Origin of the sequence: Paraburkholderia acidicola, from assembly GCF_002362315.1 — a bacterium.
GTDB classification, from domain to species: Bacteria; Pseudomonadota; Gammaproteobacteria; order Burkholderiales; family Burkholderiaceae; genus Paraburkholderia; species Paraburkholderia acidicola.
The window spans coordinates 213045-237198 of record NZ_MTZV01000004.1 but is presented as its reverse complement, the minus strand read 5'-3'; the positions used below and the strand labels follow the sequence as shown (position 1 = coordinate 237198).

At 63.8% G+C, this 24154-nt stretch carries 19 protein-coding genes; 9 read left to right on the top strand and 10 right to left on the bottom strand.

What is annotated here, in order from left to right; all coding sequences use genetic code 11:
* Positions 1–25 precede the first annotated feature (25 nt).
* The 3 genes from BWP39_RS11295 to BWP39_RS11285 all read right to left on the bottom strand — a co-directional run bounded on the left by BWP39_RS11295 (position 26) and on the right by BWP39_RS11285 (position 3817).
* A complete protein-coding gene (locus BWP39_RS11295) occupies positions 26–1093 on the bottom strand; it encodes a hypothetical protein (RefSeq protein ID WP_133116857.1) in 1068 nt (355 codons plus the stop codon).
* A gap of 669 nt (positions 1094–1762) precedes the next feature.
* On the bottom strand, positions 1763–2407 hold the full coding sequence (locus BWP39_RS11290; protein ID WP_096720143.1) for a response regulator: 645 nt from the start codon (positions 2405–2407) through the stop codon (positions 1763–1765).
* A gap of 12 nt (positions 2408–2419) precedes the next feature.
* On the bottom strand, positions 2420–3817 hold the full coding sequence (locus tag BWP39_RS11285) for a cache domain-containing protein (RefSeq protein WP_096720141.1): 1398 nt from the start codon (positions 3815–3817) through the stop codon (positions 2420–2422).
* 248 nt (positions 3818–4065) lie between these two features.
* Here BWP39_RS11285 and BWP39_RS11280 point away from each other — a divergent pair, with 248 nt between their 5' ends.
* Complete coding sequence (locus BWP39_RS11280) at positions 4066–4263, top strand: DUF3311 domain-containing protein (protein ID WP_096720139.1); 198 nt, start codon at positions 4066–4068, stop codon at positions 4261–4263.
* A complete protein-coding gene (gene mctP / locus BWP39_RS11275; RefSeq protein WP_096720137.1) occupies positions 4260–5738 on the top strand; it encodes a monocarboxylate uptake permease MctP in 1479 nt (492 codons plus the stop codon). Before BWP39_RS11280 ends, mctP begins: the two co-directional genes overlap by 4 nt.
* Positions 5739–5801: 63 nt before the next feature.
* On the opposite strand, the gene ppc is transcribed toward mctP, so the two are convergent.
* On the bottom strand, positions 5802–8957 hold the full coding sequence (ppc, locus tag BWP39_RS11270) for a phosphoenolpyruvate carboxylase (protein WP_096720135.1): 3156 nt from the start codon (positions 8955–8957) through the stop codon (positions 5802–5804).
* Between the two features lie 394 nt (positions 8958–9351).
* Between ppc and hemC the strand changes: the two genes are divergently transcribed.
* Genes hemC through BWP39_RS11250 form a run of 3 tightly spaced genes read left to right on the top strand, consistent with a single transcriptional unit; the run spans position 9352 to position 13648 of the window.
* Positions 9352–10335 carry a hydroxymethylbilane synthase gene (gene hemC / locus BWP39_RS11260; protein ID WP_096720131.1) on the top strand — a complete coding sequence of 328 codons (984 nt, stop codon included), beginning with the start codon at positions 9352–9354 and terminating at the stop codon, positions 10333–10335.
* Positions 10336–10391: 56 nt separating this feature from the next.
* Positions 10392–12455: a fused uroporphyrinogen-III synthase HemD/membrane protein HemX gene (gene hemDX / locus BWP39_RS11255; RefSeq protein ID WP_407944797.1), complete on the top strand. Its 2064-nt coding sequence runs from the start codon at positions 10392–10394 to the stop codon at positions 12453–12455.
* Positions 12456–12457: 2 nt separating this feature from the next.
* Complete coding sequence (locus BWP39_RS11250) at positions 12458–13648, top strand: heme biosynthesis protein HemY (RefSeq protein WP_096720127.1); 1191 nt, start codon at positions 12458–12460, stop codon at positions 13646–13648.
* Positions 13649–13733: 85 nt separating this feature from the next.
* On the opposite strand, the gene BWP39_RS11245 is transcribed toward BWP39_RS11250, so the two are convergent.
* The 3 genes from BWP39_RS11245 to BWP39_RS11235 all read right to left on the bottom strand — a co-directional run bounded on the left by BWP39_RS11245 (position 13734) and on the right by BWP39_RS11235 (position 17474).
* Entirely contained in the window at positions 13734–15053 is a 1320-nt protein-coding gene (locus BWP39_RS11245) for an MFS transporter (protein WP_096720125.1), read from the bottom strand.
* Between the two features lie 156 nt (positions 15054–15209).
* Positions 15210–15968, bottom strand: coding sequence for an SDR family oxidoreductase (locus BWP39_RS11240; protein WP_096720123.1), 759 nt, complete (start codon positions 15966–15968; stop codon positions 15210–15212).
* Between the two features lie 66 nt (positions 15969–16034).
* Positions 16035–17474 (bottom strand): aldehyde dehydrogenase family protein, encoded by a 1440-nt coding sequence (locus BWP39_RS11235; RefSeq protein ID WP_096720121.1) that lies wholly within the window; start codon positions 17472–17474, stop codon positions 16035–16037.
* 173 nt (positions 17475–17647) lie between these two features.
* Here BWP39_RS11235 and ppa point away from each other — a divergent pair, with 173 nt between their 5' ends.
* The 4 genes from ppa (at position 17648) to BWP39_RS11215 (ending at position 20781) form a co-directional block, all read left to right on the top strand.
* Positions 17648–18175 (top strand): inorganic diphosphatase, encoded by a 528-nt coding sequence (gene ppa / locus BWP39_RS11230; protein ID WP_096720119.1) that lies wholly within the window; start codon positions 17648–17650, stop codon positions 18173–18175.
* Between the two features lie 185 nt (positions 18176–18360).
* Positions 18361–18621, top strand: a complete 261-nt coding sequence (locus BWP39_RS11225) for a hypothetical protein (RefSeq protein WP_096720117.1) — start codon at positions 18361–18363, stop codon at positions 18619–18621.
* A gap of 353 nt (positions 18622–18974) precedes the next feature.
* Complete coding sequence (locus tag BWP39_RS11220; protein WP_096720115.1) at positions 18975–19178, top strand: hypothetical protein; 204 nt, start codon at positions 18975–18977, stop codon at positions 19176–19178.
* 100 nt (positions 19179–19278) lie between these two features.
* Positions 19279–20781, top strand: a complete 1503-nt coding sequence (locus BWP39_RS11215; RefSeq protein ID WP_096720113.1) for a carbohydrate porin — start codon at positions 19279–19281, stop codon at positions 20779–20781.
* A gap of 87 nt (positions 20782–20868) precedes the next feature.
* On the opposite strand, the gene BWP39_RS11210 is transcribed toward BWP39_RS11215, so the two are convergent.
* The 3 genes from BWP39_RS11210 to BWP39_RS11200 all read right to left on the bottom strand — a co-directional run bounded on the left by BWP39_RS11210 (position 20869) and on the right by BWP39_RS11200 (position 24132).
* Complete coding sequence (locus tag BWP39_RS11210; RefSeq protein ID WP_096720111.1) at positions 20869–22767, bottom strand: potassium transporter Kup; 1899 nt, start codon at positions 22765–22767, stop codon at positions 20869–20871.
* A 304-nt stretch (positions 22768–23071) separates the two neighbouring features.
* Positions 23072–23683 carry a ParB-like protein gene (locus tag BWP39_RS11205; protein WP_096720109.1) on the bottom strand — a complete coding sequence of 204 codons (612 nt, stop codon included), beginning with the start codon at positions 23681–23683 and terminating at the stop codon, positions 23072–23074.
* A 125-nt stretch (positions 23684–23808) separates the two neighbouring features.
* Positions 23809–24132: a GIY-YIG nuclease family protein gene (locus tag BWP39_RS11200; protein WP_096720107.1), complete on the bottom strand. Its 324-nt coding sequence runs from the start codon at positions 24130–24132 to the stop codon at positions 23809–23811.
* Between the last annotated feature and the right edge of the window lie 22 nt (positions 24133–24154).

Below are 24154 nucleotides of genomic sequence, written 5' to 3'. Positions count from 1 at the left end.
CCGCGGCTAGACGCCGCAACCCCGGCTAGCGAGGTGCGGAATCGAGCTCCGCGGGCTCATCGGTAGCGGTTTCATTCGTAACGGGCGCAGGGTTTCGTTGCGGCAGCGTTGCGGCAACTTTGCCGAGCAAGGTGAAGTAGGTCGTCACGACCATGGCGAACCCGATCACATTCATCAAGGCGCTGGCGTTGCGGTTGGCTTCTTCCGCCGATTGCTTGTCCCCATTCATGAACGCCTGCTTGAGGGTGGGAATGACGGCCTGTGTTAAGCCCAACCCGATCGTTGAACCACCGACGATCCCATCGCGTTGTACGATCTGCCAAATCACGTGCGCGGCTGCCCGCGGGCCCACACGACCGCCCATAAAGCCTCGCACCGCGGTTGCGACCGCGTCGCCGACGTCCGGCGCAGGACTCGACGCTGGCCTGAACAGCAGCTTTCGCTGCGACTCGCCGTTAGGCCCCTGAATCTCGATCCGACTATTGGCCTGCACGGTCTGCAGCAGAATTGGCGTCAGCGCGCCAGCGAGGAGCGACGTCAGTATGGCTACGCCGTAGGTGGCGCTCACCGACAGATCCGCATTCGCGGTTAGTGCGCCGCGTGCCGCGTTGAGACCGCCGAAAGACAGGATGCCAGCCGCGATGTTTCTCCAGGAGTCGACACCATACTGCGACTGCGCTGTGCGGATCGCCGCGATCTGCGCGTCACGGTTTGGCGCGTCGTGCGGCACCATTTGTTCAGGGTCTTCGGGCACCAGCTTCGTGCTGCTGCCGAGAACCTTCGATGCTAGTGCCATGGCGGCGGGTGCCGCGGCCATGGCTGCCAGCGTATTGCCGAGACCCCCAAACCCGGCGCCGATCGCGACCGCCTCCATCTGTTTGGCCAGCTGCGGGTCGAAACCCGCGTCCGACGTGTGCTCGACGGCCGCTCCGACGCTGCGGAATACACCGAACGTAATCGCCGCAGTAATTCCGCCGCCGACCGCCGCCGTCAGTGCTGCCTTGATATAGTCCCAGAGGCGCTCGGGTGTATTCACATCCTGCGGAAGCGGTACGTTGACCAGGTCGGTCATTGCGCGTTCGATGTCGTCCATCGAGATACGTTCGGGGTCGATCGATGCCTCATCGGATGACTGCGGCTGCACGCTAGGCTGCATCTCCATGTCACCGGGCAGCATGCCTGGCGTCTCTTCACTTCTGCGCAGAGCCGGGGACTGTAGCGACTGCAGCGATGCCCGCCGCTGCGGTCCGGTCGCGACGCGCGATAGCGGCGGAGTGCCGTCGCTGCCGTGCTGTTGTGGCGCACCCGGGAGCGCCAGGCGTTCGTCCGTAAACTGGGTGGGCGACCGTGAGCCGGTGCGGCTCGGCTGCGCATCGGCCGGTGTATTGACAGTTTCCGGAAAATGAGTGGATGAAGGGCTGGGCGGCGTCGAGCCGATTCCGTTGCCGTGGGCCATGGTGCTCTCCTGATATGAATGACGAAAAAAGCCGGACCTTCGCATGTCATTCGGGGAGTGCGTGCTGCTCGTGCTACAAACGCTCGAACCTTTTGCAAGAGCTCTGACGCATGTGCGTGCGTTCGAAACACCGTGCCGCCGAACCATGGCATCCGTCTGTCTACCAGTACCCATTAGAGCAGCGCAGTGCGACGCCTGGCGGCACAACACGAAATGACGTCGCGTCACGCGAATGCGCGTACGCCGATTCATTCCGTGTACATATGAGGTGGGATAGCGGTCCGGCGATCGCGCCGCCGCGCAGCGCTAGTTCTTGCGTCGGTACTCGACTGCGAACTTGATCAGCTCGGCTTGTCCTTCGATATCGAGCTTACGTTTGAGATTGAGCCGGTGCGTCTCCACCGTGCGTACCGATAGCCCATTGCGCTGCGCGATCTGCTTGCTCGACAGGCCGTCAGCGAGCGCGTCGAGAATCTCGCGCTCGCGCGGTGTCAACTGTTCGACCGGCATCTGCATCGCGGACGCCTGGATCATGCGCGCGCCGAGCTCCGTGCTGAAGAACCGCTCGCCGCGCAGCACCGCATCGATTGCATGGATGATCTCCGTCGCAGGCGAGTCCTTCAGCACGTACCCGCTTGCACCGGCGCGCACTGCCTGCGTCACGTACTGAACGTTGTCGTGCATCGAGAGCATCAGCACGCGGATCGCAGGGAAGCGCTCGTGAAAGACGGCTGCCAGTTCGATACCGTTCATTCCCTTCATGCCGACATCCATCAGGACGAGATCGGGTTCATGTTGCGCGGCGAGCGCGAGCGCCTCGTCGGCATTGCCCGCTTCGCCGACAACTGTGAAAGTCGGCACCGCATCGAGCCGCGCACGCAAACCATCGCGCACGAGCGGATGATCGTCGACCAGCATCAGACGCGCAGGGGAGGACGAAATGTCGTTCATGTTGAATGTCCTTCAGACCGGTAGACGCTGCGCGCCATTTGCGAGCGGCACGCGCGCGGTGAGGATCGTATGACCCGCCTGCGACGCCAGCGACAAGGTGCCGGCGAGCCGCTCGAGCCGCTCGCGCATGTTGCGCAGTCCCACGCCGCCACGCGAACCGGCAAATGCATAGGCGACGTCGAAGCCGCACCCGTTGTCGAACATCGACAGCGTGACTGCATCGGCCGAGATGTCGAGCGAGAGCGTTGCGCGGGTGGCCCGCGAGTGACGCACGACGTTGGTCAGCGCTTCCTGCGCGATGCGGAACAGCACGATGTTGACGGCGTCCGGCAGCGGTGTCGCGCTCGTCTGGCCGGTCTGCGAAAAGCCGATACCCATGCCGGCTTCGTCGCTGAGTTCTCGCGTCAGCTGTTCGAGCGCGGCAGCGAGGCCGAGATCGTCGAGCATCGCGGGCCGCAACGCGTGCGAGATGCGACGCACTTCGCGCAGTGTGTCGCCGAGTCGCGTGAGGCTCGTCGAGAGTGCGGTTTGCGCCGCCGGTATGCGGACGTCGCTGCGTTCGAGATGCGCCATCGCCGATTCGAGCAGCAATTTTACGGACACCATCATCTGGCTGATGCCGTCGTGCAGTTCGCGCGACAGCCGGGCGCGTTCGGTCTCCTGCGACTCGACCACCTGCTGCGCAAGCCGTTTCAGTTTCGCGTCGGCGCTGCGGTATTCGCTGACGTTCAGCACCAGCGCGCAGGCTGCGATTACGCCGAGACCCGCAAGTGCAATCGCACCGATCCACATCATCGTGTGATCGATGTTCGCCGACGCGCGCTGATCGATCCGCGCGAGGGCCGTGTTGACGTCGTCCAGATAGATGCCGGTGCCGATCATCCATCCCCAGCGCTCGAGCGGCACCACATAGCCGAGCTTCGGCTCGAGCCGGCCCGTCGACGGACGATTCCACACGTAACGCACATAGCCGCCGCCGCGCGCTGCCGCTGCAACTAGCTGCTGGATCGGCAGCGCGCCTTGCGGATCGCGCATGGTCCACAGGTCCTGACCCACCAGGTCCGATTGACGTGGATGCATCAGCGATCGCCCATGCATGTCGTAGACGAAGAAATAGCCGTCCGGGCCGAAGTCCATCTTTTTCAGCACGTCGAGCGCCCGCAGGCGCAGCATCGCGTCGTCGCGCGCATTGTTGTGATCGGTGTCGTAGAGCGGGGCGATCGCGCTGGTTGCGAGCTCGACGTAGTGCTTCAGTTCGATCTGCTTGCTCGACAGGTACGCGGCCTGCGTCGTCGCGTGCTGTGTGTCGGCGAGCACCCGCGCCTGCTCGCGCACGCCGAATTCGATACCCGCGATCGCCGCCAGGAACGGCACGATGGCGAGCAGAAACATCTTCGCTTTGAGGTTCATCGCTGAAAAGAGGCAACAGATTGGCTGCGTAGTACTACGTAGCCGGGTTACGTATTCGTGCGCTTGTCGCGACGGCGGCAACAGCGAATACTACGCCGCCGGGGATTGCATGCTTCCCACTGTGTGCCCCGGCTTGCGTGTCGTCGCAGAGAAACAGCTCGACGACCCGCGCGAATCATCGCACGCCCTGGCGGACGCCGCAGTGTACGGCCCAGGTACCCCGATTCAATAAACCAGAGGAGACAATCATGGAGTCTACCGATCAGCCCGGCCGTTCATGGCTATGGCTCATCTTGCTCATTCCGTACATCGCGCTGTTGTGGCTGCCGTTCTATAACGACGCGCGTCCTTCATTTGCGGGCTTTCCGTTCTTCTACTGGTATCAGTTCCTCTGGGTGCCGTTGACGTCGCTCCTGATCTACGTCGTCTACCGGAGGATCAAATGAGCGATCTGAATCCTGTCAATCCGGTGGCGATGAGTGTTTTCATCGCGTTCTTTCTGCTGGTCACCGTGGTCGGCTTCTTCGCCGCGCGCTGGAAACGGGGCGACCTGACGCAATTGCACGAATGGGGGCTCGGCGGACGACAGTTCGGCACCGTCATCTCGTGGTTCCTCGTCGGTGGCGACTTCTATACGGCGTACACCGTGATCGCTGTGCCGGCGTTGGTGTATTCGGTGGGCGCGTACGGGTTTTTTGCGCTGCCCTATACGATCATCGTGTACCCGTTCGTGTTTGCCGTGATGCCGAGACTGTGGAAGATCGCGAAGGCGAAGGACCACATCACCGCGGCCGATTACGTGCAAGGTGAATACGGCGGCAAGTGGTTCCCCGCCGCGGTTGCGCTGACCGGCATCATCGCGACGATGCCGTACATCGCGCTGCAGCTGGTAGGCATGCAGGTCGTGATCAAGGGGCTCGGCGTGACGGGCGAACTGCCACTGATCGTCGCGTTCGTGATCCTCGCGCTCTACACGTATACGAGCGGCCTGCGCGCACCGGCGATGATCGCGTTCGTCAAGGACATCATGATCTACATCGTCGTGATCGCGGCGATCTGGCTGATTCCGGTGAAGCTCGGTGGCTATGGTCATGTGTTCGATGCCGCCGACCAGTACTTCCAGGCGAAGGGCGGTGCAACCGGCATCCTGCTCAAGCCGACGCAGTTCACCGCGTATGCATCGCTGGCGCTAGGTTCGGCGCTTGCCGCGTTCATGTATCCACACACGATGACGGCGGTGCTGTCGTCGTCGTCCGCTGCGACGGTGCGCAAGAACGCGATCTTTCTGCCTGCCTATACGTTGCTGCTCGGTCTGATTGCGCTGCTCGGCTATATGGCGATCGCGGCTGGCGTACACGTGAAGTCGGCCTCGGATGTCGTGCCGGCGCTGTTCACCACGCTGTTTCCGTCGTGGTTCGTCGGCTTCGCGGCGGCGGCGATTGCCATCAGCGCGCTGGTGCCCGCGGCGATCATGTCGATTGGTGCGGCCAATCTGTTCACGCGCAACCTGTGGCGCCCGCTCGTGTCGCCGGATATGACATCGCAGGCGGAAGCGTCGACGGCGAAGATCGTGTCGCTCGCAGTGAAGTTCGGCGCGCTGGTGTTTATCGTCGTGCTGCCGACGCAGTATGCGATCGACCTGCAACTGCTGGGCGGCGTGTGGATCCTGCAGATCTTCCCGGCGATCGTGTTCTCGCTGTATACGCGACGGCTGAATACACCTGGGTTGTTCCTCGGCTGGCTGGTGGGCATTGTGACCGGCACGGGACTCGCGATCGTGCAGGGGCTCAAGCCGGTGTTCGCGCTGCATGTGGGCGGCGCCACGTATCCGCTGTATATCGGCTTGATCGCGCTGGTGCTGAATATCGTCGTGACGTTTGTGGTGTCGATGGTGACGCCGAAGCGCGCAGCCGCCGTTTAGGCATGCTGTGTCGATCGGGCTGGCTCGCGATGTTAGCGAGCCAGCCCGGTGACGATATTTCTGCTACCCAGTATTCCGCAACCCCGCCGCAATCCCATTGATCGTCAGATGAATCCCGCGCCGCAGCCGCGCGTTTGTATCGCCTGCGCGGTGTCGCTTGAGCAACTCCACCTGCAAGTGATTCAACGGATCGAGATACGGAAACCGGTTCTTGATCGACCGTGCGAGTAGCGGGTTATCCGCAAGACGCTCATTCTTGCCCGTGATTTCCGACAACACCTTCGACGTCCGCTCCCACTCCGCGACGATCCGCTCGAACACATGCTTGCGCAGCTTCTTGTCGGTGACGAGATGCGCGTAGCGCGAGGCGACTGCGAGGTCGGTCTTGGCGAGCACCATGTCCATGTTCGACAGCAGGTTCGCGAAGAACGGCCAGGTCTTGTGCATCTTCTTCAGTACGGCGAGACGGCGGTTGCGCTCGGCATCGCTCGGCGCGCTATCGAGGTGAGCGGCGACCGCGCTGCCGAAGCCGTACCAACCGGTCAGCAGCAACCGGCATTGACCCCACGAAAACCCCCACGGAATCGCACGCAGGTCTTCGATCTTGCGTTGCTTCGGATCCTGCAGTTTGCGTGACGCGGGCCGGCTACCGATGTTCAGCTCGGCGATTTCCGCGATCGGTGTCGACGAGAAGAAATAGTCGGTGAAACCCGGCGTCTCATAGACCAGCGCACGATAGGAGGCCATCGCCGCGTCAGACAGGCTCTGCATCGTTTCTTCGAACGCGGGCAACTGCGCGGGCGCGTTGCCGTGCGGCAGCAGCGATGCTTCGAGCGTCGCGGCCACCACTGTTTCCAGATTGCGCCGGCCGATCTCCGGATTGCCGAACTTGCTCGCGATCACTTCGCCTTGCTCAGTCAGACGGATCTGGCCGTCGACGGTGCCGGGCGGCTGCGACAGAATCGCCTGATAGGTCGGACCGCCGCCGCGCCCAACCGTACCGCCGCGGCCGTGAAAGAGCCGCAGCGTGACGCCGCGCTGGTTGAACAGCGACACGAGTGCCAGTTCCGCGCGATACAGCTCCCAGTTCGACGTGAGGAAGCCGCCATCCTTGTTACTGTCCGAGTAGCCGAGCATGACTTCCTGCTCGCCGCCCTGATGTTCGATTAGCGCATCGACGCCAGGCAGCGCGATCAGATCGCGCATGATGTGCGGTGCGTTGCGCAGATCGGGGATCGTCTCGAACAGCGGAATGACCATCAGGCCAGCACGCGCCGGTTCGTGCACATCGCCCAGGCGCCCTTGCAGCAGGCCGGTTTCCTTCTGCAACAACATCACTTCGACCAGATCGCTGACGGTTTCCGTGTGCGAGATGATGTAGTTGCGCACGGCGCGCGGGCCGAACTTCTCGCGCGTGACGCGCGCGGCTTCGAGCACGCCCAGTTCGCTCTTCGCGAGATCCGAGTACTCGATATAGGCCGAGCGCAGTGGCCGTGGTTGTGCAAGCTCGGCGAGCAGCACGCGCAGCTTGTCGGCTTCGGGTAGCGCTGCGTAGTCGGCTTCGACGCCCGCGCGCTTGAGCAGTTCGGCGACGACCGCTTCGTGAATGTCCGAGCTTTGCCGCAGATCGATGCTCGCGAGATGGAAGCCGAAGACTTCGGCGGCACGTGCGAGCGGTGACAGGCGCGGCGTGGCCAGCGAGGCACCGTGATGCTCCGCCAGCGAGTCGAGCAGCACCTGCAGATCGCGCGCGAATTCCGCTGCATCCTCGTACGGCTGCGCGCGTACCGGTTGCGTGCCACGGCCCGCGCTGCGCACCGGCACGGCACCTTCGCCAAGCCGTACGCGCGCGCTTGCCGCGAGCCGCGTGTACATGCCGATCAGCGCGCGGCGATACGGTTCGTCGACACGATGCGGTGACTGGTCCGGCGAGAGCGCGGCGAGTTTCTTCAGATCGTCGCTGGCGCCGGTCAGCAGGTTCGAGATCGACAGTTCGGCGCCGAGTTTGTGTACCTGTTCCAGGTAGTGTTCGAAGATCACCTGGGCCTGGCGCGTAATCGCTTCTTCGAGCGTCGCGGCGGTGACGTTCGGATTGCCGTCGCGATCGCCGCCGATCCAGCTACCCATCTGGAAGAACGGCGGCAGGCGCGCGGGCAGGCCGTGTTCGGCGAGCGCGGCTTCGATGTCCGCATACAGCGCGGGAATTTCCTCGAGGAACGTCGCGCGGTAGTACGACAGCGCGTTTTCGATTTCGTCGGCGACGGTCAGGCGTGCATCGCGCAGCATCCGCGTTTGCCACAGCGACGTGACGCGGGCGCGCAGCAGCGACTCGTTGTGCGCGCGTTCGCGCACCGTGAGCGGCTGGTCGCGCTCGGCAAGCAGCCGCGCGATGTCGTGCTGCGCATCGAGAATGCTCTTGCGCTGCACTTCGGTCGGGTGGGCGGTCAGCACCGGCACGATCAGCGCGTCGTTGAAGAACTGCTGTAGCACGGGGGTGGCCGCCGCGCCGGCTTCCACCAGCCGTTCGAGCGCGTACGCGATGGTGCCCGCCTGCGACTGCGAACCAGCAAGCGCATGGATGCGGTGGCGGCGGTTGCGATGGCGGTCTTCGGCGATGTTCGCCAGATGCGAGAAGTAACTAAACGCGCGCACGACGCTCACCGTCTGCTCCGGGCTCAGCGAGCGCAGCTTCTTGTCGAGCGCCTGGGAGGCGGCACTGTCGTCCTCGCGACGAAAGCGCACCGCGGTCTGCCGGATCGTCTCGACGACATCGAACACTTCGCTGCCTTCCTGCTCGCGCACGACGTCGCCGAGCAGGCGTCCCAGATAGCGGATGTCCTGGAAGAGCGGCTGGTCCTTGTCTTCGCGTGTGCGCCCGCTGGTTTTCGAGGCGGGTTTTGCATCGCTTGCAGACGCGGCTGGCGGTGCGGTTTGCGCAATCCCCGCCGCACCATTCAGTGCGGCTTCAATCGCAACGGCTTGAGCCGCCTCTGCTTTCGACCGCTTGCCGGCCTTGACCGGGCGGGTCGCCGCCGCGGTTTTGCTGGCCTTGCCGCTCTTGCCGCCTTTATGCAGGCTGGCGTTTTTGCTGGTTTTACCGGGCGCGGCCGCCTTTGCGCCCTTCGGCGCGCGGGCAGGAGCGGCAGCCGGGGCAGCCGCAGAAGCGTTGAGCGATGCAGTATTGCGGCGGGCAGGGCGCGCCGATCCGGAAGACGTCACGATGGGTTTCCTCGGGGAAGCCAGGGTCTAAAGAAGATGGACTGCTACTACTTGACTGCTCGAACTACGTGCCGGACTGCGCATGCGCTTCGGTGCCGAGGCCTGTCGGGCTACAGCATACGGCGCGAAAACGGCGGGGACTACCTCAAAACGCACGCGACTTGCGTGGGAACGACATACATGACACGCGCGATCCGCCGCATTGCATCATCGCGCGCGCTGCTGCGCTGTGTACGAACGACCGTGCGCGAATGGTGAAGCGCACAGCCATGAGCGTCTCCGTCCGCCGCCTGCCACCGGCACCCGCCTTGCACGGCCGCCGGAGCGGGCGGACGTGGCCGGAGCGCGTGCTAACATTGTTGGTCATTACATCCTGTCATTCGACTACCCAGGAATGAATCCCGAGACGCCTTCCGCGCCGCCCCCCCGCACTCTGGTCATTGCCTCACGCGAGAGCCGCCTTGCGATGTGGCAAGCCGAACACGTGCGGTGTGCGCTGCACAAATTATATCCATCTTGCGACGTAAAAATCCTCGGAATCACGACACGCGGCGATCAGATTCTCGATCGCACCTTGTCGAAGGTTGGTGGTAAGGGACTGTTCGTCAAGGAACTCGAGAACGCGCTGGCCGACGGTCGCGCGGATCTCGCGGTGCATTCGCTCAAGGATGTGCCGATGGAACTGCCGCCGGGCTTTGCACTGTCGACGGTGATGGAGCGCGAGGACCCGCGCGATGCGTTCGTGTCGAACAGCTACGATTCGCTGGCTGCGCTGCCGGCCGGCAGCGTGGTGGGCACATCGAGCCTGCGTCGTGAAGCGATGGTGCGCACGCGTTATCCGCAGCTTGTCGTGAAGCCGCTGCGCGGCAATCTCGATACGCGGCTCGGCAAGCTGGATCGCGGCGATTACGCGGCGATCATCCTTGCGGCCGCCGGGCTGAAGCGGCTCGGTCTCGAGCAGCGCATCACCGCATGGCTCGATCCGCAGGACTGCCTGCCTGCCGCAGGGCAAGGCGCGCTCGGCATCGAGATTCGCGCGGACCGCGCCGATCTCGCGGCATGGCTCGCGCCGCTGCATCACGAGCATACGTCGCTCGCCGTCGAGGCAGAGCGCATGGTGTCGCGTGCGCTTGGCGGTAGCTGCGAGGTTCCGCTCGCCGCGTATGCACTGTGGCACGACGGTGCGCTGCATCTGCGCGGCATCGTCGCCACGCCCGATGGGCAACGCGTGCTGCATGCACATGCGTCGTCGCCGGCGGCGACTGTCGCGGCGGCGCTCGAACTGGGCAATGAGGTTGCGAGCCAACTGGTGGCGCAGGGTGCACTCGATATCGTCCGCGCGCTGAGCATCGCGAGCGGCAAGCCGGCCGATACCTGATGACCGCCGACCGTTCTTCCGACCCGACCGCCGGTGCGGCAGCGACCGCGCCCACCGTGCCAGCTGCGCCGACGAGGTTCACCGTCGTCCTGACACGGCCCGCCGTGCCGGCCGCTGACGCTTCGGCAGCCGCGCAGGGCGACACCGCGGCGAACCCGCTCGCGTCGCAACTCGCCGCGGCCGGGGCCGGTATCGCGACATTCGACTTCCCGCTCATCGAGATCGCCGATGTGGTCGACGATGCACCGCTGCGTGCCGCACTCGCATCGCTCGAACAGTACGTGCTCGTCGTCTTCGTTTCGCCGAACGCCGTCGATCACGCCTTCGCGCGCTACAACGCGATTTGGCCACATGCATTGCCGGTCGGCGTCGTCGGGCCGGGTAGCGTGGCAGCGCTGGCACGCCACGGCGTCGAAGCGCCGTCCTGCACCGTGATCTGCCCGGCCCCGGCCGTTTCCACCGATGAAGACACCGCGCGTTTCGATTCCGAAGCGCTGTATGCGTCGCTAGAAGCGGCGCTCGGCGAGCGTGCGTTCGAAGGCCGGCGCGTGCTGATCGTGCGTGGCGACGGTGGCCGTGAGTGGCTGGCTGACCGGCTGCGTGAAGCGGGCGCCGAAGTCGATACCGTCGCCGCTTACCGGCGCCTCGTGCCGGAGCCGCCCATCGGCGCGTGGGCGCGTGTGCATGCGTTGCTCGCGGGCGAGCCGCATGCGTGGCTCATCACGAGTTCGGAGGGCGTGCGCAACCTGATCGAACTCGCGCAGGAGCATCTCACCGCCGACGAGCTCGTCCAGCTAAAGCACGCGCCGCTCGTCGCACCCCACCCACGCATCGCGGAAACCGCGCGGGGACTCGGTTTTGATAGCATTACGGTGTCCGGCGCGGGTACCGAACGCATTGCGCGCACCCTGCTTGCCTCCGCAGCTTCCGTCGTTCAACCGGTAGCGACAACTTCGACTACTCCGGCTCATTCACGGGCTGATTTACGGGCTGACTCACGCATGACTGATTCGAACGCTTCCACGAACGCCTCTCCCCAGCCGGCCGCAACGCCTCCGTTGCCGCCGAATCCCCCTTTTACGCCCTACGAAGCGCAGTCGCAGCGGCGCAGCATCAGCGGGCCGCTGCTGTGGTTTGTCGTCGTGGTGATCGCGTGTGCGGCGGGCGTCGGGGCGTTTGCGCTGAATCGCAAGGTGATCCGTCTCGACCAGCAACTGACGCAGCGTCAGCAGGCCAACGACACGCAAACCAGCGAGCTGCGCGTGAAGACCGAGCAGGCGGTAGCGACCGTGCATCAGATGGACTCGCAGATCTCGCAGCTCGAAGGCAAGCTCGCGGATGCGCAGACTTCGCAGCAGGCGCTGCAGCAACAATATGCGGATCTCGCGCGCAATCGCGATGACTGGACGCTCGCCGAAGTCGGACAGATGCTCTCGAGCGCAAGCGAACAGTTGCAACTGACCGGCAACACGCAGCTGGCGTTGTTCGCGTTGCAAAGTGCGGACACGCGGCTCGCGGCCTCCGACGGCGCGCAGGTGCTGCTGGTTCGCAAGGCGATCGCGCAGGACATCGACAAGCTGAAGTCCGCGCCGTCCACCGATCTGACCGGTCTCGCGATCAAGCTCGATAACGCTATCGATCAGGTCGATACGCTGCCGCTGTCGGGCGAAGCGCCGATCGCGCACGCCACGCCACATGCACCGGCACCCGGCGACACCGCGAAGGTTGCGGCCGCCACCGGCGAGCCGCGCTGGAAAGTGTGGTGGCAGCAGTTTTCGGCGGGGGTCGGTGAACAGTTGACGAGCCTCGTGCAGGTGCGCCGGCTCGATCATGCCGACTCGATGCTCGTCGCGCCCGACCAGGGCTACTTCCTGCGTGAGAACCTGAAGCTGCGGTTGCTGTCGGCGCGTCTCGCGCTGCTGTCGCGCAATCAGACGACGCTCAAGTCCGACCTGCATGCCGCCGATACGGCGCTCGCGCGTTACTTCGATCCGTCGTCGAAGGCGACGCAGACGGTGCGCGATCTCGTGAAGCAGGTCGACGCTGGTTCGGCGGCTGTTCAGTTGCCGGATCTGAGCACGAGCTTGCAGGCCGTTCACCAATACCATAGCCGGGGTTAATCATGGCACTCCGGGGACTCATCTGGCTGGCCCTTCTGTTCGCGATCGCGGTCGTGCTCGCGATCGTCGGACGCTTCGACGCAGGACAGGTGCTGCTCGTCTATCCGCCGTATCGGGTCGATATTTCGTTGAACCTGTTTATCGTCGGTCTGATCGTGCTGTTCATTCTTGTGTATGCGCTGCTGCGTATCGTGCGCAACATCTGGCGCATGCCGCAGCGCGTGGCGGCGTACCGGGCGAAATCGCGGGTCGCGAAGGCCCATGCGGCGCTGCGCGACGCGATCGGCAATCTGTATGCGGGCCGTTTCTCGCGAGCCGAGAAGTCCGCTCGCGATTCGCTGGCGAATGGCGATAACAAGGGCGCGGCCGGTCTGATCGCCGCCAATGCGGCGCACCGGATGCACGAGTACGCGCGTCGCGACGAGTGGCTCGCGCAGATCGACGGAGCCGACTGGCAGGACGCACGTTTGATGGCGACCGCCGACATGCGTGCCGATGCGCGCGATGCCGACGGTGCGCTCGCGGCGCTCACTGAGATGCAATCGCAGGGCGGCCGGCGCATTCACGCGCAGCAGATTGCGCTGCGCGCGCAGCAGCAGTTGAAGAACTGGAGCGAAGTGCTGAAGCTCGTCAAGACGCTCGAAAAGCGCGAGGCGATTCATCCGGCGGTGGCGGTGCGTCTGCGGCAACTCGCAGCGGAAAACCTGTTGCGCGATCGCCGTCACAACGCCGATGCACTGCTCGAGCTGTGGCATTCGCTCACACCGGTGGAGCGGCACTCGCCGCGTCTCGCCGATCTCGCGGCCGAACTGCTGATCGCGCTGAACCGTCCGCAGGACGCGCGCAAGATCGTCGAAGAGGCGCTTGCGCAGAACTGGGACGCGCGACTGCTGCGCCGTTACCCGGAGACCGCGGGTGGCGATGCGCTGCCGCTGATCCAGAAAGCCGAAGGGTGGAAGAACGATCGCCCGGACGATGCCGATCTGCTGTTCGCGCTCGGTCGTCTGTGTCTGCATCAGCAGTTGTGGGGCAAGGCGCAGTTGTTCCTCGAGGCCGCGTTGAAGATCGCCGACAACGAGCCGCTGAAGATCCGCACGCATCGTGCGCTGGCACGTCTGCATGAACAGCTTGGCGATGCGGACAAGGCGAGCCAGCACTATCGCGAGAGTGCGCTGGCGATGAACGTGGTGTGATTTTCTGGCGTTAGCAGGCTGTCGTGTCGAAAGCCCTTGCAGTTGCTGCAAGGGTTTTTTTCTTGCGCCTGTTACTTTTTACTTTTTATTTGTTCACGAGCCGCGCCGGCACACTCACCGCCAGCAGGCCGCCCAGGATCATGAACGCGGCCAGCATATACATGCCCGAGTCGTTGGCGGCCGTCGCCTGCTTGAGCCAACCCACTGCGTACGGGCTCAGAAAGCCAGCCAGATTGCCGAGCGAGTTGATCATCGCAATGCCTGCGGCCGCACCCGTACCGGCGAGGAACGACGTCGGCAGACTCCAGAACAGCGGCAGCGTGGTGAGGATGCCCATCGTCGCGAGCGTGAGCGCGGCCATCGCGAGCACGGTGTTGTGCGCCCAGGTCACCGAGAGCACCAACCCGATCGCGCCTGCCAAAGCCGGTAGCGCGACGTGCCAGCGCCGCTCGCGGGAGCGGTCGGCGCTGCGCGCGACGAGCACCATCGCGACCACCGCGGCGGCGAACGGAATCGCCGATAGCAGACCGATCATGAATGCATCGGTCACGCCGGTGGCCTTGATGATGGTCGGTAGCCAGAAGCTCACACCGTAGAGCCCCATCACGAACGAAAAATAGATCAGGCTCATCAGCCAGACGCGTGCGCTGGACAACACCGCGCCGATGGACAGATCGTGCTTTTCGGCATCTTCGGCGGCGATGTTGCGCTCGAGCAGCGCGCGTTCGTCGTTGGTGAGCCAGGTTGCTTTGGCGATCCGGTCGTCGAGCACGAAGAACACGAGCACGCCGACGAGGATCGACGGGATGCCTTCGAGCAGAAACAGCCACTGCCAGCCGTGCCAGCCGTTCATGCCGTTGAAGGTCTTCAGGATATAGCCCGACAACGGCCCGCCGATCACCCCCGACAGCGCGATCGCCGTCATGAACCACGTGGTCATGCGCCCCCGCCGGTTCGCCGGATACCAGTAGGTCAGATACAGGATGATGCCGGGGAAGAAGCCCGCTTCTGCGAGACCGAGCAGAAAGCGCATCACGTAGAACATCGTGGGTGTGGTGACGAACATTGTCAGCATCGAGATCACGCCCCACGACGCCATGATCCGCGCGATCCATACACGCGCGCCGACACGATGCAGGATCACATTGCTGGGAATCTCGAAGACGAAATAGCCGAGGAAGAAGATACCCGCGCCGAGACCGTAGACCGCATCGGAGAGATTGAGGTCGGTGGTCATCTGCAGCTTCGCGAAGCCGACGTTCACCCGATCGAGATAGGCGACGACGTAGCACAGCATCAAGAGCGGCACGAGCCGCTTCGAGACCTTGCGGTAGGTTGCCTCTTCGAAGCTGGACGGCGGCGCCCCTGCGCCGGGATGGGGAAGCGGATTCGCTGGTCCGGACATCGTTGTCTCCTTATTTTACATATTGAAAGCCTTGGTGCCGTTCGCGATTCTAGTCGCGCCTGGCGCGTGCCGGCGCGCTATTTGACCGAGGGGAAACACCGAGCACAGCTGCGACGCGACGCACGAGATGGTCTGCTCGTATATCGCGCTGCCGGGTCAGACGCAGCGTCCACCGTCCACTTCGAGACAGACGCCGGTGATGAACTCCGCCTCGTCGGAGGCCAGATACAGGCAGGCGTTCGCGATGTCCTGCGGCGTCGAGAAGCGGCCCAGCGGAATGCCGGCGAGAAAACGCTTGCGGTTTTCCGGCGTGTCTTCGACGCCCATGAATTCGGAGGTGAGCGCGGTTTCGCCGATCACCGGGTTCACGCAGTTCACGCGAATCCGGTCGGGGCCGAGTTCGACGGCGAGCGTCTTGCTCGCGATGATGACCGCGCCTTTGCTGCCGTTGTACCAGACGAGCCCGGGCCGCGGCCGCACGCCGGCGGTGGAGGCAATGTTCACGAACACGCCACCGCCCTGCTCGCGAAAGTACGGCACGAACGTCTGCACACTCCAGTAGATGCTTTTCAGGTTCACTGCGAGGACGCGGTCGAATTCGCTTTCGCTGATGTCGAGCACCGGCTTGTTGCGATGCGTGATACCCGCGTTGTTGACGACGATCTGCACGCTGCCGAAGTCTTCGAGTGCGGCGTCGCGCAGGTGTTGCCAGTCGGCGGCGCGCGTGACGTCGCCGGTTACGGCGATGGCCTTGCCGCCGGCGAGCGCGATTTCGCTTGCTACGCGCTCTGCTGCGGCACCGTTCAGATCGTTGACGACGACGTTCGCGCCTTCGCGCGCATAGGTTTTGGCGATGCCTTCGCCGAAGCCCGAACCGCCACCTGTGATGAGCGCCGTTTTGCCGGTCAACCGCATGGGTGTCTCCTGTTTTGTAATGGACGTGATGAGTGTCGCTGTGCCGCTATGCCGTGGCTAGCCGCGCTAGCCGTGGCGGATCGCGATCGTCTTCAGCGTCGTGAAACCGTATAGCGCTTCGAAGCCTTTCTCGCGCCCGTGACCGGAATGGCCCACACCGCCAAACGGCAGTTCGACGCCGCCACCTGCGCCATAGTTGTTGATGAACACCTGGCCGGAACGCACGCGCCGTGCGACGCGTAGTTGCCGCGCGCCGTCGCGCGTCCAGATACCGGCAACGAGCCCGTACAGGGTGCCGTTGGCGAGCGCGATCGCTTCGGCTTCGTCGGAAAAGGGAAGGGCCGCGAGCACCGGACCGAACACTTCCTCGCGAGCGAGACGATGCGTGGGCGGGACATCGCGCAGCAGCGTCGGCGCCTGGTAGAAGCCGCTTTCCGGCGCCTCGGCGATCACCTCGCCGTGGGCCGCCATCGCAATGCCGTCGTGCTGCGCATCGGACAGGAAGTCCCACACGCGCTGCTGCTGTTTCGCGTTGATCAACGGCCCGCAATCGAGATCCGCCTGCGACGGTCCGACACGCAGCGCCTGGAACGCCGTGGCGAGCCGGTCGAGCAGCGGTTCGTAGATGCTCCGTTCGATCAGCACGCGGCTGCCCGCCGAGCAGGTTTGCCCCGCGTTCTGCACGATCGCGGACACGAGCATGGGCAGGGCAGCATCGAGATCGGCGTCGGCGAAGACGATCTGCGGCGACTTGCCACCGAGTTCGAGCGTGACGGGTACGTGGTTCTCGGCAGCCATCTGCGTGACGAGCTTGCCGGTTTCGGGCGAACCGGTGAACGAGATGTGATCGATGCCGGGATGGCGGGCGAGCGCCGCGCCCGCTTCGTGACCGAAGCCCGTGACGATGTTCAGCGCGCCAGCTGGCAAGCCGGCATCGGCGGCGAGTTCCGCGACGCGCAGCACGGACAGGCAGGCGTCTTCGGCGGGTTTGACGACGCACGCGTTGCCTGCGGCAAGCGCCGCGCCGGCGCTGCGGCCGAAGATCTGCATCGGATAGTTCCACGGCACGATATGACCGGTGACGCCGTGCGGCTCGCGCAGCGTCAGCACCGTGTAACCGGCCTGATAGGGGAGGGTTTCGCCATGCAGTTTGTCGGCGGCGCCGGCGTAGAACTCAAAGTAGCGTGCCAGCGCTGCGGCGTCGGCACGGGCTTGCCGTAGTGGCTTGCCGGTGTCGCGCGCTTCGAGTTGCGCGAGTTCCTCGTGGCGGGCGGCGACGAGCAGCGACAACCGCTGCAGCACGCGCCCGCGCTCGGCGGCGCTGGCCGCGCCCCACGAACCTTCGAAGGTGCGCCGGGCGGCCTGCACCGCGGCGTCGATGTCGGCCGCATTGCCGCGCGCGAGGCGAGCGAACGGCTGGCCATCCGACGGATCGAGCACCGGCAGCGTCTCGCCGCCCGCAGGCGACACCCATTCGTTGCCGATGAAGTGCTTTGCTTCTTCCATGCGTGCTCCTTGCTGAAAGGCGGGCCACGGCCATTATCGCGCCGATCGTCCGGCGGATGCCATCGGCCGATTGGCTATAATGGCGCATTCCATTTTCGCTGGCCGTGCCGCCGCACCCCCGTTCGCCGCGTCGCGTGCCTTCCTTCGAATTTCACCCTGATCAGAGAGCGCTCATGAGCTTTAGTCACGTCCCCGCAGGTAAAGACCTGCCGCAAGATTTCAACGTCATCATCGAGATTCCGGCGCAAAGCGACCCGGTGAAGTACGAGGCCGACAAGGACCTGGGCCTGCTGGTCGTCGACCGCTTCATCAGCACCGGCATGCGCTACCCGGCGAACTACGGCTTCATCCCGCAAACACTGTCCGGCGACGGCGACCCCGTCGACGTGCTGGTGATCACACCGTTCCCGCTGCTGGCGGGTTCCGTGGTCCGCGCCCGCGCGCTCGGCATGCTGCAGATGACCGACGAATCCGGTGTCGATGCGAAGCTGGTCGCCGTGCCGCACGACAAGGTCTGCCCGATGACCGCCAGCCTGAAGTCGCTCGACGACGTGCCGCAGTACCTGAAAGACCAGATCAAGCATTTCTTCGAGCAGTACAAGGCGCTCGAGAAGGGCAAGTGGGTGAAGGTCGAGGGCTGGGCGGACATCGAGGCCGCGCACAAGGAAATCACGGAAGGCGTCGCGAACTTCAAGAAGTAAGGGAGCGCGAATGCAGGTTGCGGGACGCCGCTGTTGCCGGGTTTGAGTGGGTGAAGGCGGCGGCCGGCGACCGGCAAACAATGGGGAGGCAGGCCGTCCGGCTTGCCTCTTTGTATTTGCGGGGTTGATTCACTACGCGGCTTGCCCGCAGCAGACCTGCCGCGATTGCAGTTAGACTAATCGCTATGAACCGGTGCCGTTACTGCGAAAAGATTCGTGACGAATGGGATTGCCACGGGCAGGAATGCCGGCGGGCAATCGCCAAGGCTGTGCGCAGGCACCAGGCCGGCCTGCCGATGGTGCCGGATATCATCCGCAACGAAATCCCGCCCGGCGCGACCACGCGCGAGGTCATCACCGTTCTGTCGCGCCAGCGTCTGCGGGCCCGCCGGGGTAACGAGGAACGCCGGGACCGCAAGGAAGTCGAGGGCGGCGACGGAGATTGACGCAAAGATTCGCAGTGCGACATCTTGATGCTTTTTTTACTTGCAGTTTCGTCCGTCCGCCGAATACAATCCGCCCGTCTCATTCTAAGGAGTCCCTCGTGGACGAGTGTTCCAGTAGTGGAAGTCCGATGCCGGCCTGTGCCGGCGCAACATCCGCGAGCTAGCGACCGCAGGTACACTCCTTCGCCGCTAACTCGCCCCTGGTCGGGTTAGCGCGCTTCACACTGACTGGCTTACGCCGGTCTGTCCGCAGCACGCTCTCTCTGTTCGACTGCCTGTCGCAAGTCCGCTTGCGAGGTGCCGTCACGTCTTCACACGTCGCCCGTTTTATCGGGCTGGACGGGAGTGAGCTTATGTTCGTCAAATCGTTTGTTATGCCGTTTTGCATGGCGCGCAGGGTGTGTCGCGTCGCGCCGGGTCGCGATCCGTTCACACCGATGGCTTTCGCCATTCTCGCCGTCACTCTCGTCGCGATCGCTCTGGTCGCGATGCTGTCGGCTTCCCAGGTCGGCAGCGAACTCAGTCGTGCAATGCGGCTGAGCTGGTGGTTCTCCTGAGCAGGGCAAGGCTACCGCCTTGCTGCTGCATTTCGCATTTCGTCTTTCGCATCCGTCGACGAAACGCGCTTCATGCCACACAACCTTGTCGCGATCTCCCATGAAGAAAAAACTCAAGACCCCATTGCTGCAATCAGGTGTTTTCGCTGGACTGACCGTCTCGCTGTCGATCGGTGTCGCGCCGCTCGCATTCGCGCAGACCGCATCGTCTGCTGTGCCTGCGCAGGCTGACAGTCCACCGTCTACACAACCGCCTGCTACTACTGTCGTCGCCGCAGACACTGCCGTGCCCACACCCCCACCAACCGGATTCTGGGACCGCGCGAACCTGTTCGGCGACATGGGTGGCCTGCGCCCGTGGCTCGGCAACTACGGCATCACATTCAACCTGCAGGAAACCAGCGAGTATCTGAACAACCTGTCCGGCGGCGTCAGGCGCGGCGGAACCTATGACGGGCTGACACAGTTCAGCGTCGTCGTCGACACGGCAAAAGCAATTGGGTTGCCGGGCGGCACCTTCAACGTGTCCGGCCTGCAGATTCACGGCACCAACCTGACCCAGCGCAATCTGCTGACGCTGCAGGGCGCAAGCGGCATCGAAGCCAACGATACGACGCGTCTATGGGAGCTGTGGTACCAGCAGTCGCTGCTCGCGGGCAAGGTCGACGTCAAGGTCGGCCAGCAGAGTCTCGACCAGGAATTCATGGTGAGCCAGTACGCGAACACCTTCATCAATCAGACCTTCGGTTGGCCCGTGCTGCCGTCGGTCGATCTGCCCGCAGGCGGCCCGGCTTATCCGCTTTCTTCACTCGGCGCGCGCGTGCGCGTGAAGCCGTCCGATTCGTGGACCGTGCTGGCTGGTGTCTTCGATGGCAATCCTGCGGGCAGCGATGTGGGCGATCCGCAGCAACAGAACCACCACGGTACGAACTTCAATCTGCACAACGGTGCGCTTTTCATCGGTGAGGTTCAGTACGCGCTCAATCCTCCACCGGCCAATGCGTTGGACCCACAACCCGCGGGATTGCCGGGCACCTACAAGCTGGGCTTCTGGTACAACACGCAGCGCTTTGCAGATCAGCGCTTCGACAACACCGGTCTATCGCTGGCGAGTTCCGACAGCACGGGGATCGCGCGCAGTCATCGCGGCGACTACAGCTTCTATGCCGTCGCCGATCAGATGGTGTGGCGTCCGTCTGCCGATAGCCCGCGATCGGTTGGCGTGTTCGCGCGCATCATGGGCGCGCCGGGGGATCGCAATCTCGTCAATTTCGGTGTGAATGCGGGCGTGACGCTGAAGGCGCCGTTCAACGGACGCGACAACGATGTGGCGGGACTCGCCATCGGTTACGCGCAGATCGGATCGCGTGCACGCGATCTTGCCAGCGACACCGCCGCACTCGCTACACCGGGTTATCCGTCGCGTAGCGCCGAGACGGTTATCGAGGCGACGTACCTGTATCAGGTCACGCCGTGGTGGCAACTACAGGCTGATTTCCAGTACGCGTTCCGGCCGGCCGGCGGTATTCCGGATCCGGAGAATCCGGCGCAGCGCGTGGGCAACGAAGCCGTGGTGGGCTTACGGACCAACATCGTTTTCTGAGCGGAACGTGCTCAGGAAATACGCGTGAAGCATCCGGGCGTTCAGGCTTGTCGGTGAAGCCCGGAGCGCCCGCGCGTACCCGTCCGCTCAGATGTTGATCTGACCACCCAGTTCGACGACGCGATTGGCCGGCAAGCTGTAGTACTCGGCCGCCTGCGCCGCATTGCGACCGAGAAAGGCGAACAGCTTCTCGCGCCAGAGCGGCATCGCCTTGCTTGCTCCGGTGGCGAGAATCGTGTCGCGTGCAAGGAAGAACGAGGTATCGGCAGGTTCGTACTGCCAGTTCGGCATCTGCGTTTTCGCGAGTTCGAGTATCGCGGGGACGTTGGGAATTTCCATGAAACCGTGACGCACCACGACCGAATAGCATCCGTGGCCGAGATCTTCCACGACGACTTTGCGGTCGTTCGGAACATGCGGCACGTTGTCGGTTGTGCCAGCGAGGAAGATGTTGGTCTGATGCATCACGCCGTTGTGCTTCAGGTTGTGCAGGAACGCAGTTGGCGCCATACCCGCAACGCCTCCCGGAAACACGGCCGTACCGTTCACGCGCGGCGGCGCGTGACTGCTCTCGCATAGCGAGCGAATCAGTCCGGGAAGCGGCAGGTTGTCGCTCTTCATCTTCTCGACGAGTGTTTCGCGGCCCTTGTACCACGTGGTCATCACGGTAAACAGCAGGCCACCCGCGAGCAGCGGGAACCAGCCGCCATCGAGTACCTTGCCGATATTGCTCGAGACGAACACCGCATCGACGAGCGCCAGCGGACCGACAACTGCGATTGACGCGAGCGGCTTCCAGTGCCACAGGTTATGGGTGATGAAATACATCAGCAGGGTGGTCAGCAACATGGTCGACGCGACGGCAATGCCGTAGGCCGCTGCCAGATTGTCGGAGGACTTGAAGAACACGACGAGAAACACGACCGCTGCATACAGCGTGATGTTGATGAACGGCACATACACCTGGCCGATTTCGTGCGTCGACGTATGGACGACCGGAATACGCGGCAGAAAACCGAGCTGAACCGCCTGCTTGGTCATCGAGAACGCGCCGGAAATTACCGCCTGCGACGCGATGATGGTGGCGGCCGTCGCCAGCAGCACGAGCGGAATCAGCGCCCAGCCTGGTGCGGATTGAAAGAACGGCTGCGCGACCGCGGCAGGTTTCTCGAGCACGAGCGCGGCCTGGCCGAAGTAGTTGAGGATCAGGCTCGGCAGCACGAGCAGGAGCCAGGCCGCGCGGATCGGGCGCTTACCGAAGTGGCCCATGTCGGCATACAGCGCTTCGCCGCCAGTCAGCGCGAGAAACACCGAGCCGAGCACGACGAACGCGGTGCCCGGCGCGTGCGTGACAAAGGTCAGCGCATAGAGCGGCGATGCCGCGCGCACGATGCTGACGTGCGTGACGATATGCAGGATGCCGAGTGCGGCCAGTGTCAGGAACCACACGACCATCACCGGCCCGAACACCTTGCCGACGGTGCCGGTACCGCGTTTCTGTATCTTGAACAGGCCCGTCAGAATGACCAGCGAGATCGGTACGATCCACGCGGTGAGGTTCGGGTCCACGAGTGTCACACCCTCGACGGCGGAGATCACCGAGATGGCCGGTGTGATCATCGAGTCGCCATAGAACATGGCTGCCCCGAATACACCTAAGGTCAGCAGCAGATGGCGTAGCCGCTGCGGCGCGACGCCGGATGCAAGCGCGGTGAGCGCCAGGATGCCGCCTTCGCCTTCGTTGTCCGCGCGCATCACGAAGCTGACATATTTCAGCGTGACGACAATGATGATCGACCAGAGGATCAGCGACACGATGCCGAACACATTGGTCTGGCTAATGCCACCCGCGGCCTTCAGGCACTCGCGCAGCGTGTAGAGCGGGCTCGTGCCGATATCGCCGAAGACCACGCCGATCGCACCCAGTACGAGACCGGGTGCGGCTTTGGTGGCAGGCGTCGTGGCGCGGTTCGCGGAAGAGGACATAGGGCGTCGAAGGTCGAAGGTAGACGGAGGCGCCACACGAAGCGGCCTGTCGAGGCTCGAAAGCCGGTGCTATTTCAGGCGCCAGATGCCCCACACAGCGATGAGCAAACCCAGTGCTAAAACGCCACCCAGCAGGAGGTATGTTTCCATGCGAACCCAAAGTCGTCTTGATTGCGCAGGCGTGGGCGCGAACGTGAACATGAGCAACTCATCCGGCCGCCTTGCCGCGCGAGAAATGCAGCGTCGTGGCCGATATGCTACCTGCGCTTCCTTTCAGAACCGTAGCAGCCGGTTCTGCGACTCATCATGTGGGCTTGCCGCCGTGCAATCTGAATCCCGGTAGCGTGCGTGCGTCGGGGCTCCATGCAAGATGGACGCCTTGCTCGACCGCTGCGTTGAACTGGAATTCGTTTGTCCACATCGGAATGCGGGTCCGGTAAAACGCTGCCCACTGGAACTCGGCGAACGGCTCCGGCGTCTTGATGTAGCCGCCGGCGTCGCGCACGAACGCAGCGAGACTGCGATAGGGATCGTCAGTGAGACCCGACACCTTGTCGGGAATCGCGGACAGCGCGCGCAGGATGCCGCGTTCGTCGTAAGGGTGAACCCAGCTTCGTTCGATGAGTGTGTCCCAGAACCGGTCGGTGGAGAGCGACGACAGGTCCTTTACGACGGCGGCGTAGACCTCGGTGATGCCTGCATCCCATAGCGCACGCGCCAGGTGATGATGATCGATCACGTAGTGCAGGTCGCGCTTGCCGATGACAGTCGGAATCGGCGCGCTGCGCATGAATGCCTGCAGTTTCCTTGCATCCATTGCGGCGACGCGTTTGTGTTTTGCGTTGACTTCGAGCATGCCGACTGTTGCCTGCAACGGTCGCAACTGGTCGACGTGAATGCTGAGTCTTTTTGCCATGGGTCAGTGCCTCCCTCGCTACGTTGTCGTTGTACTCAGGCCGCACCGCCGGTGCCTGAGGTTTTTTTAGTGTAGTCGACGGATGTCGATCCATCGAAGGGAAAAGCGTTGGGCGCGCGAACCTTTCAAACCTTGTCGCTTGCCGAGGTTGCGTCGGTTTCTTCCTGCGCAGGTGCGGGTGCGGGTAATACCGATTCGAGCGTACGCGTACCCGCGGCGAGCGCGCGTTTTTCCGTGGCGGTGAGTTGCTTCACGCGGTACTCGGCGCGCAATGCGCTCGACCGGTCAGCGAGTGCGAACGATGCCAGTACACGCAAGGGTTTGCGCGAGCGCGTATAGCGCGCGCCGGTACCGTTGACGTGTTTGTCGAATCGCGCGTCGACATCGGTGGCAATGCCGGTGTAGATGCTGCCGTCCGCGCATTCGATCAGGTACAGGAACCACGGCATGGAGCGAAGGGATGGGTTGCGT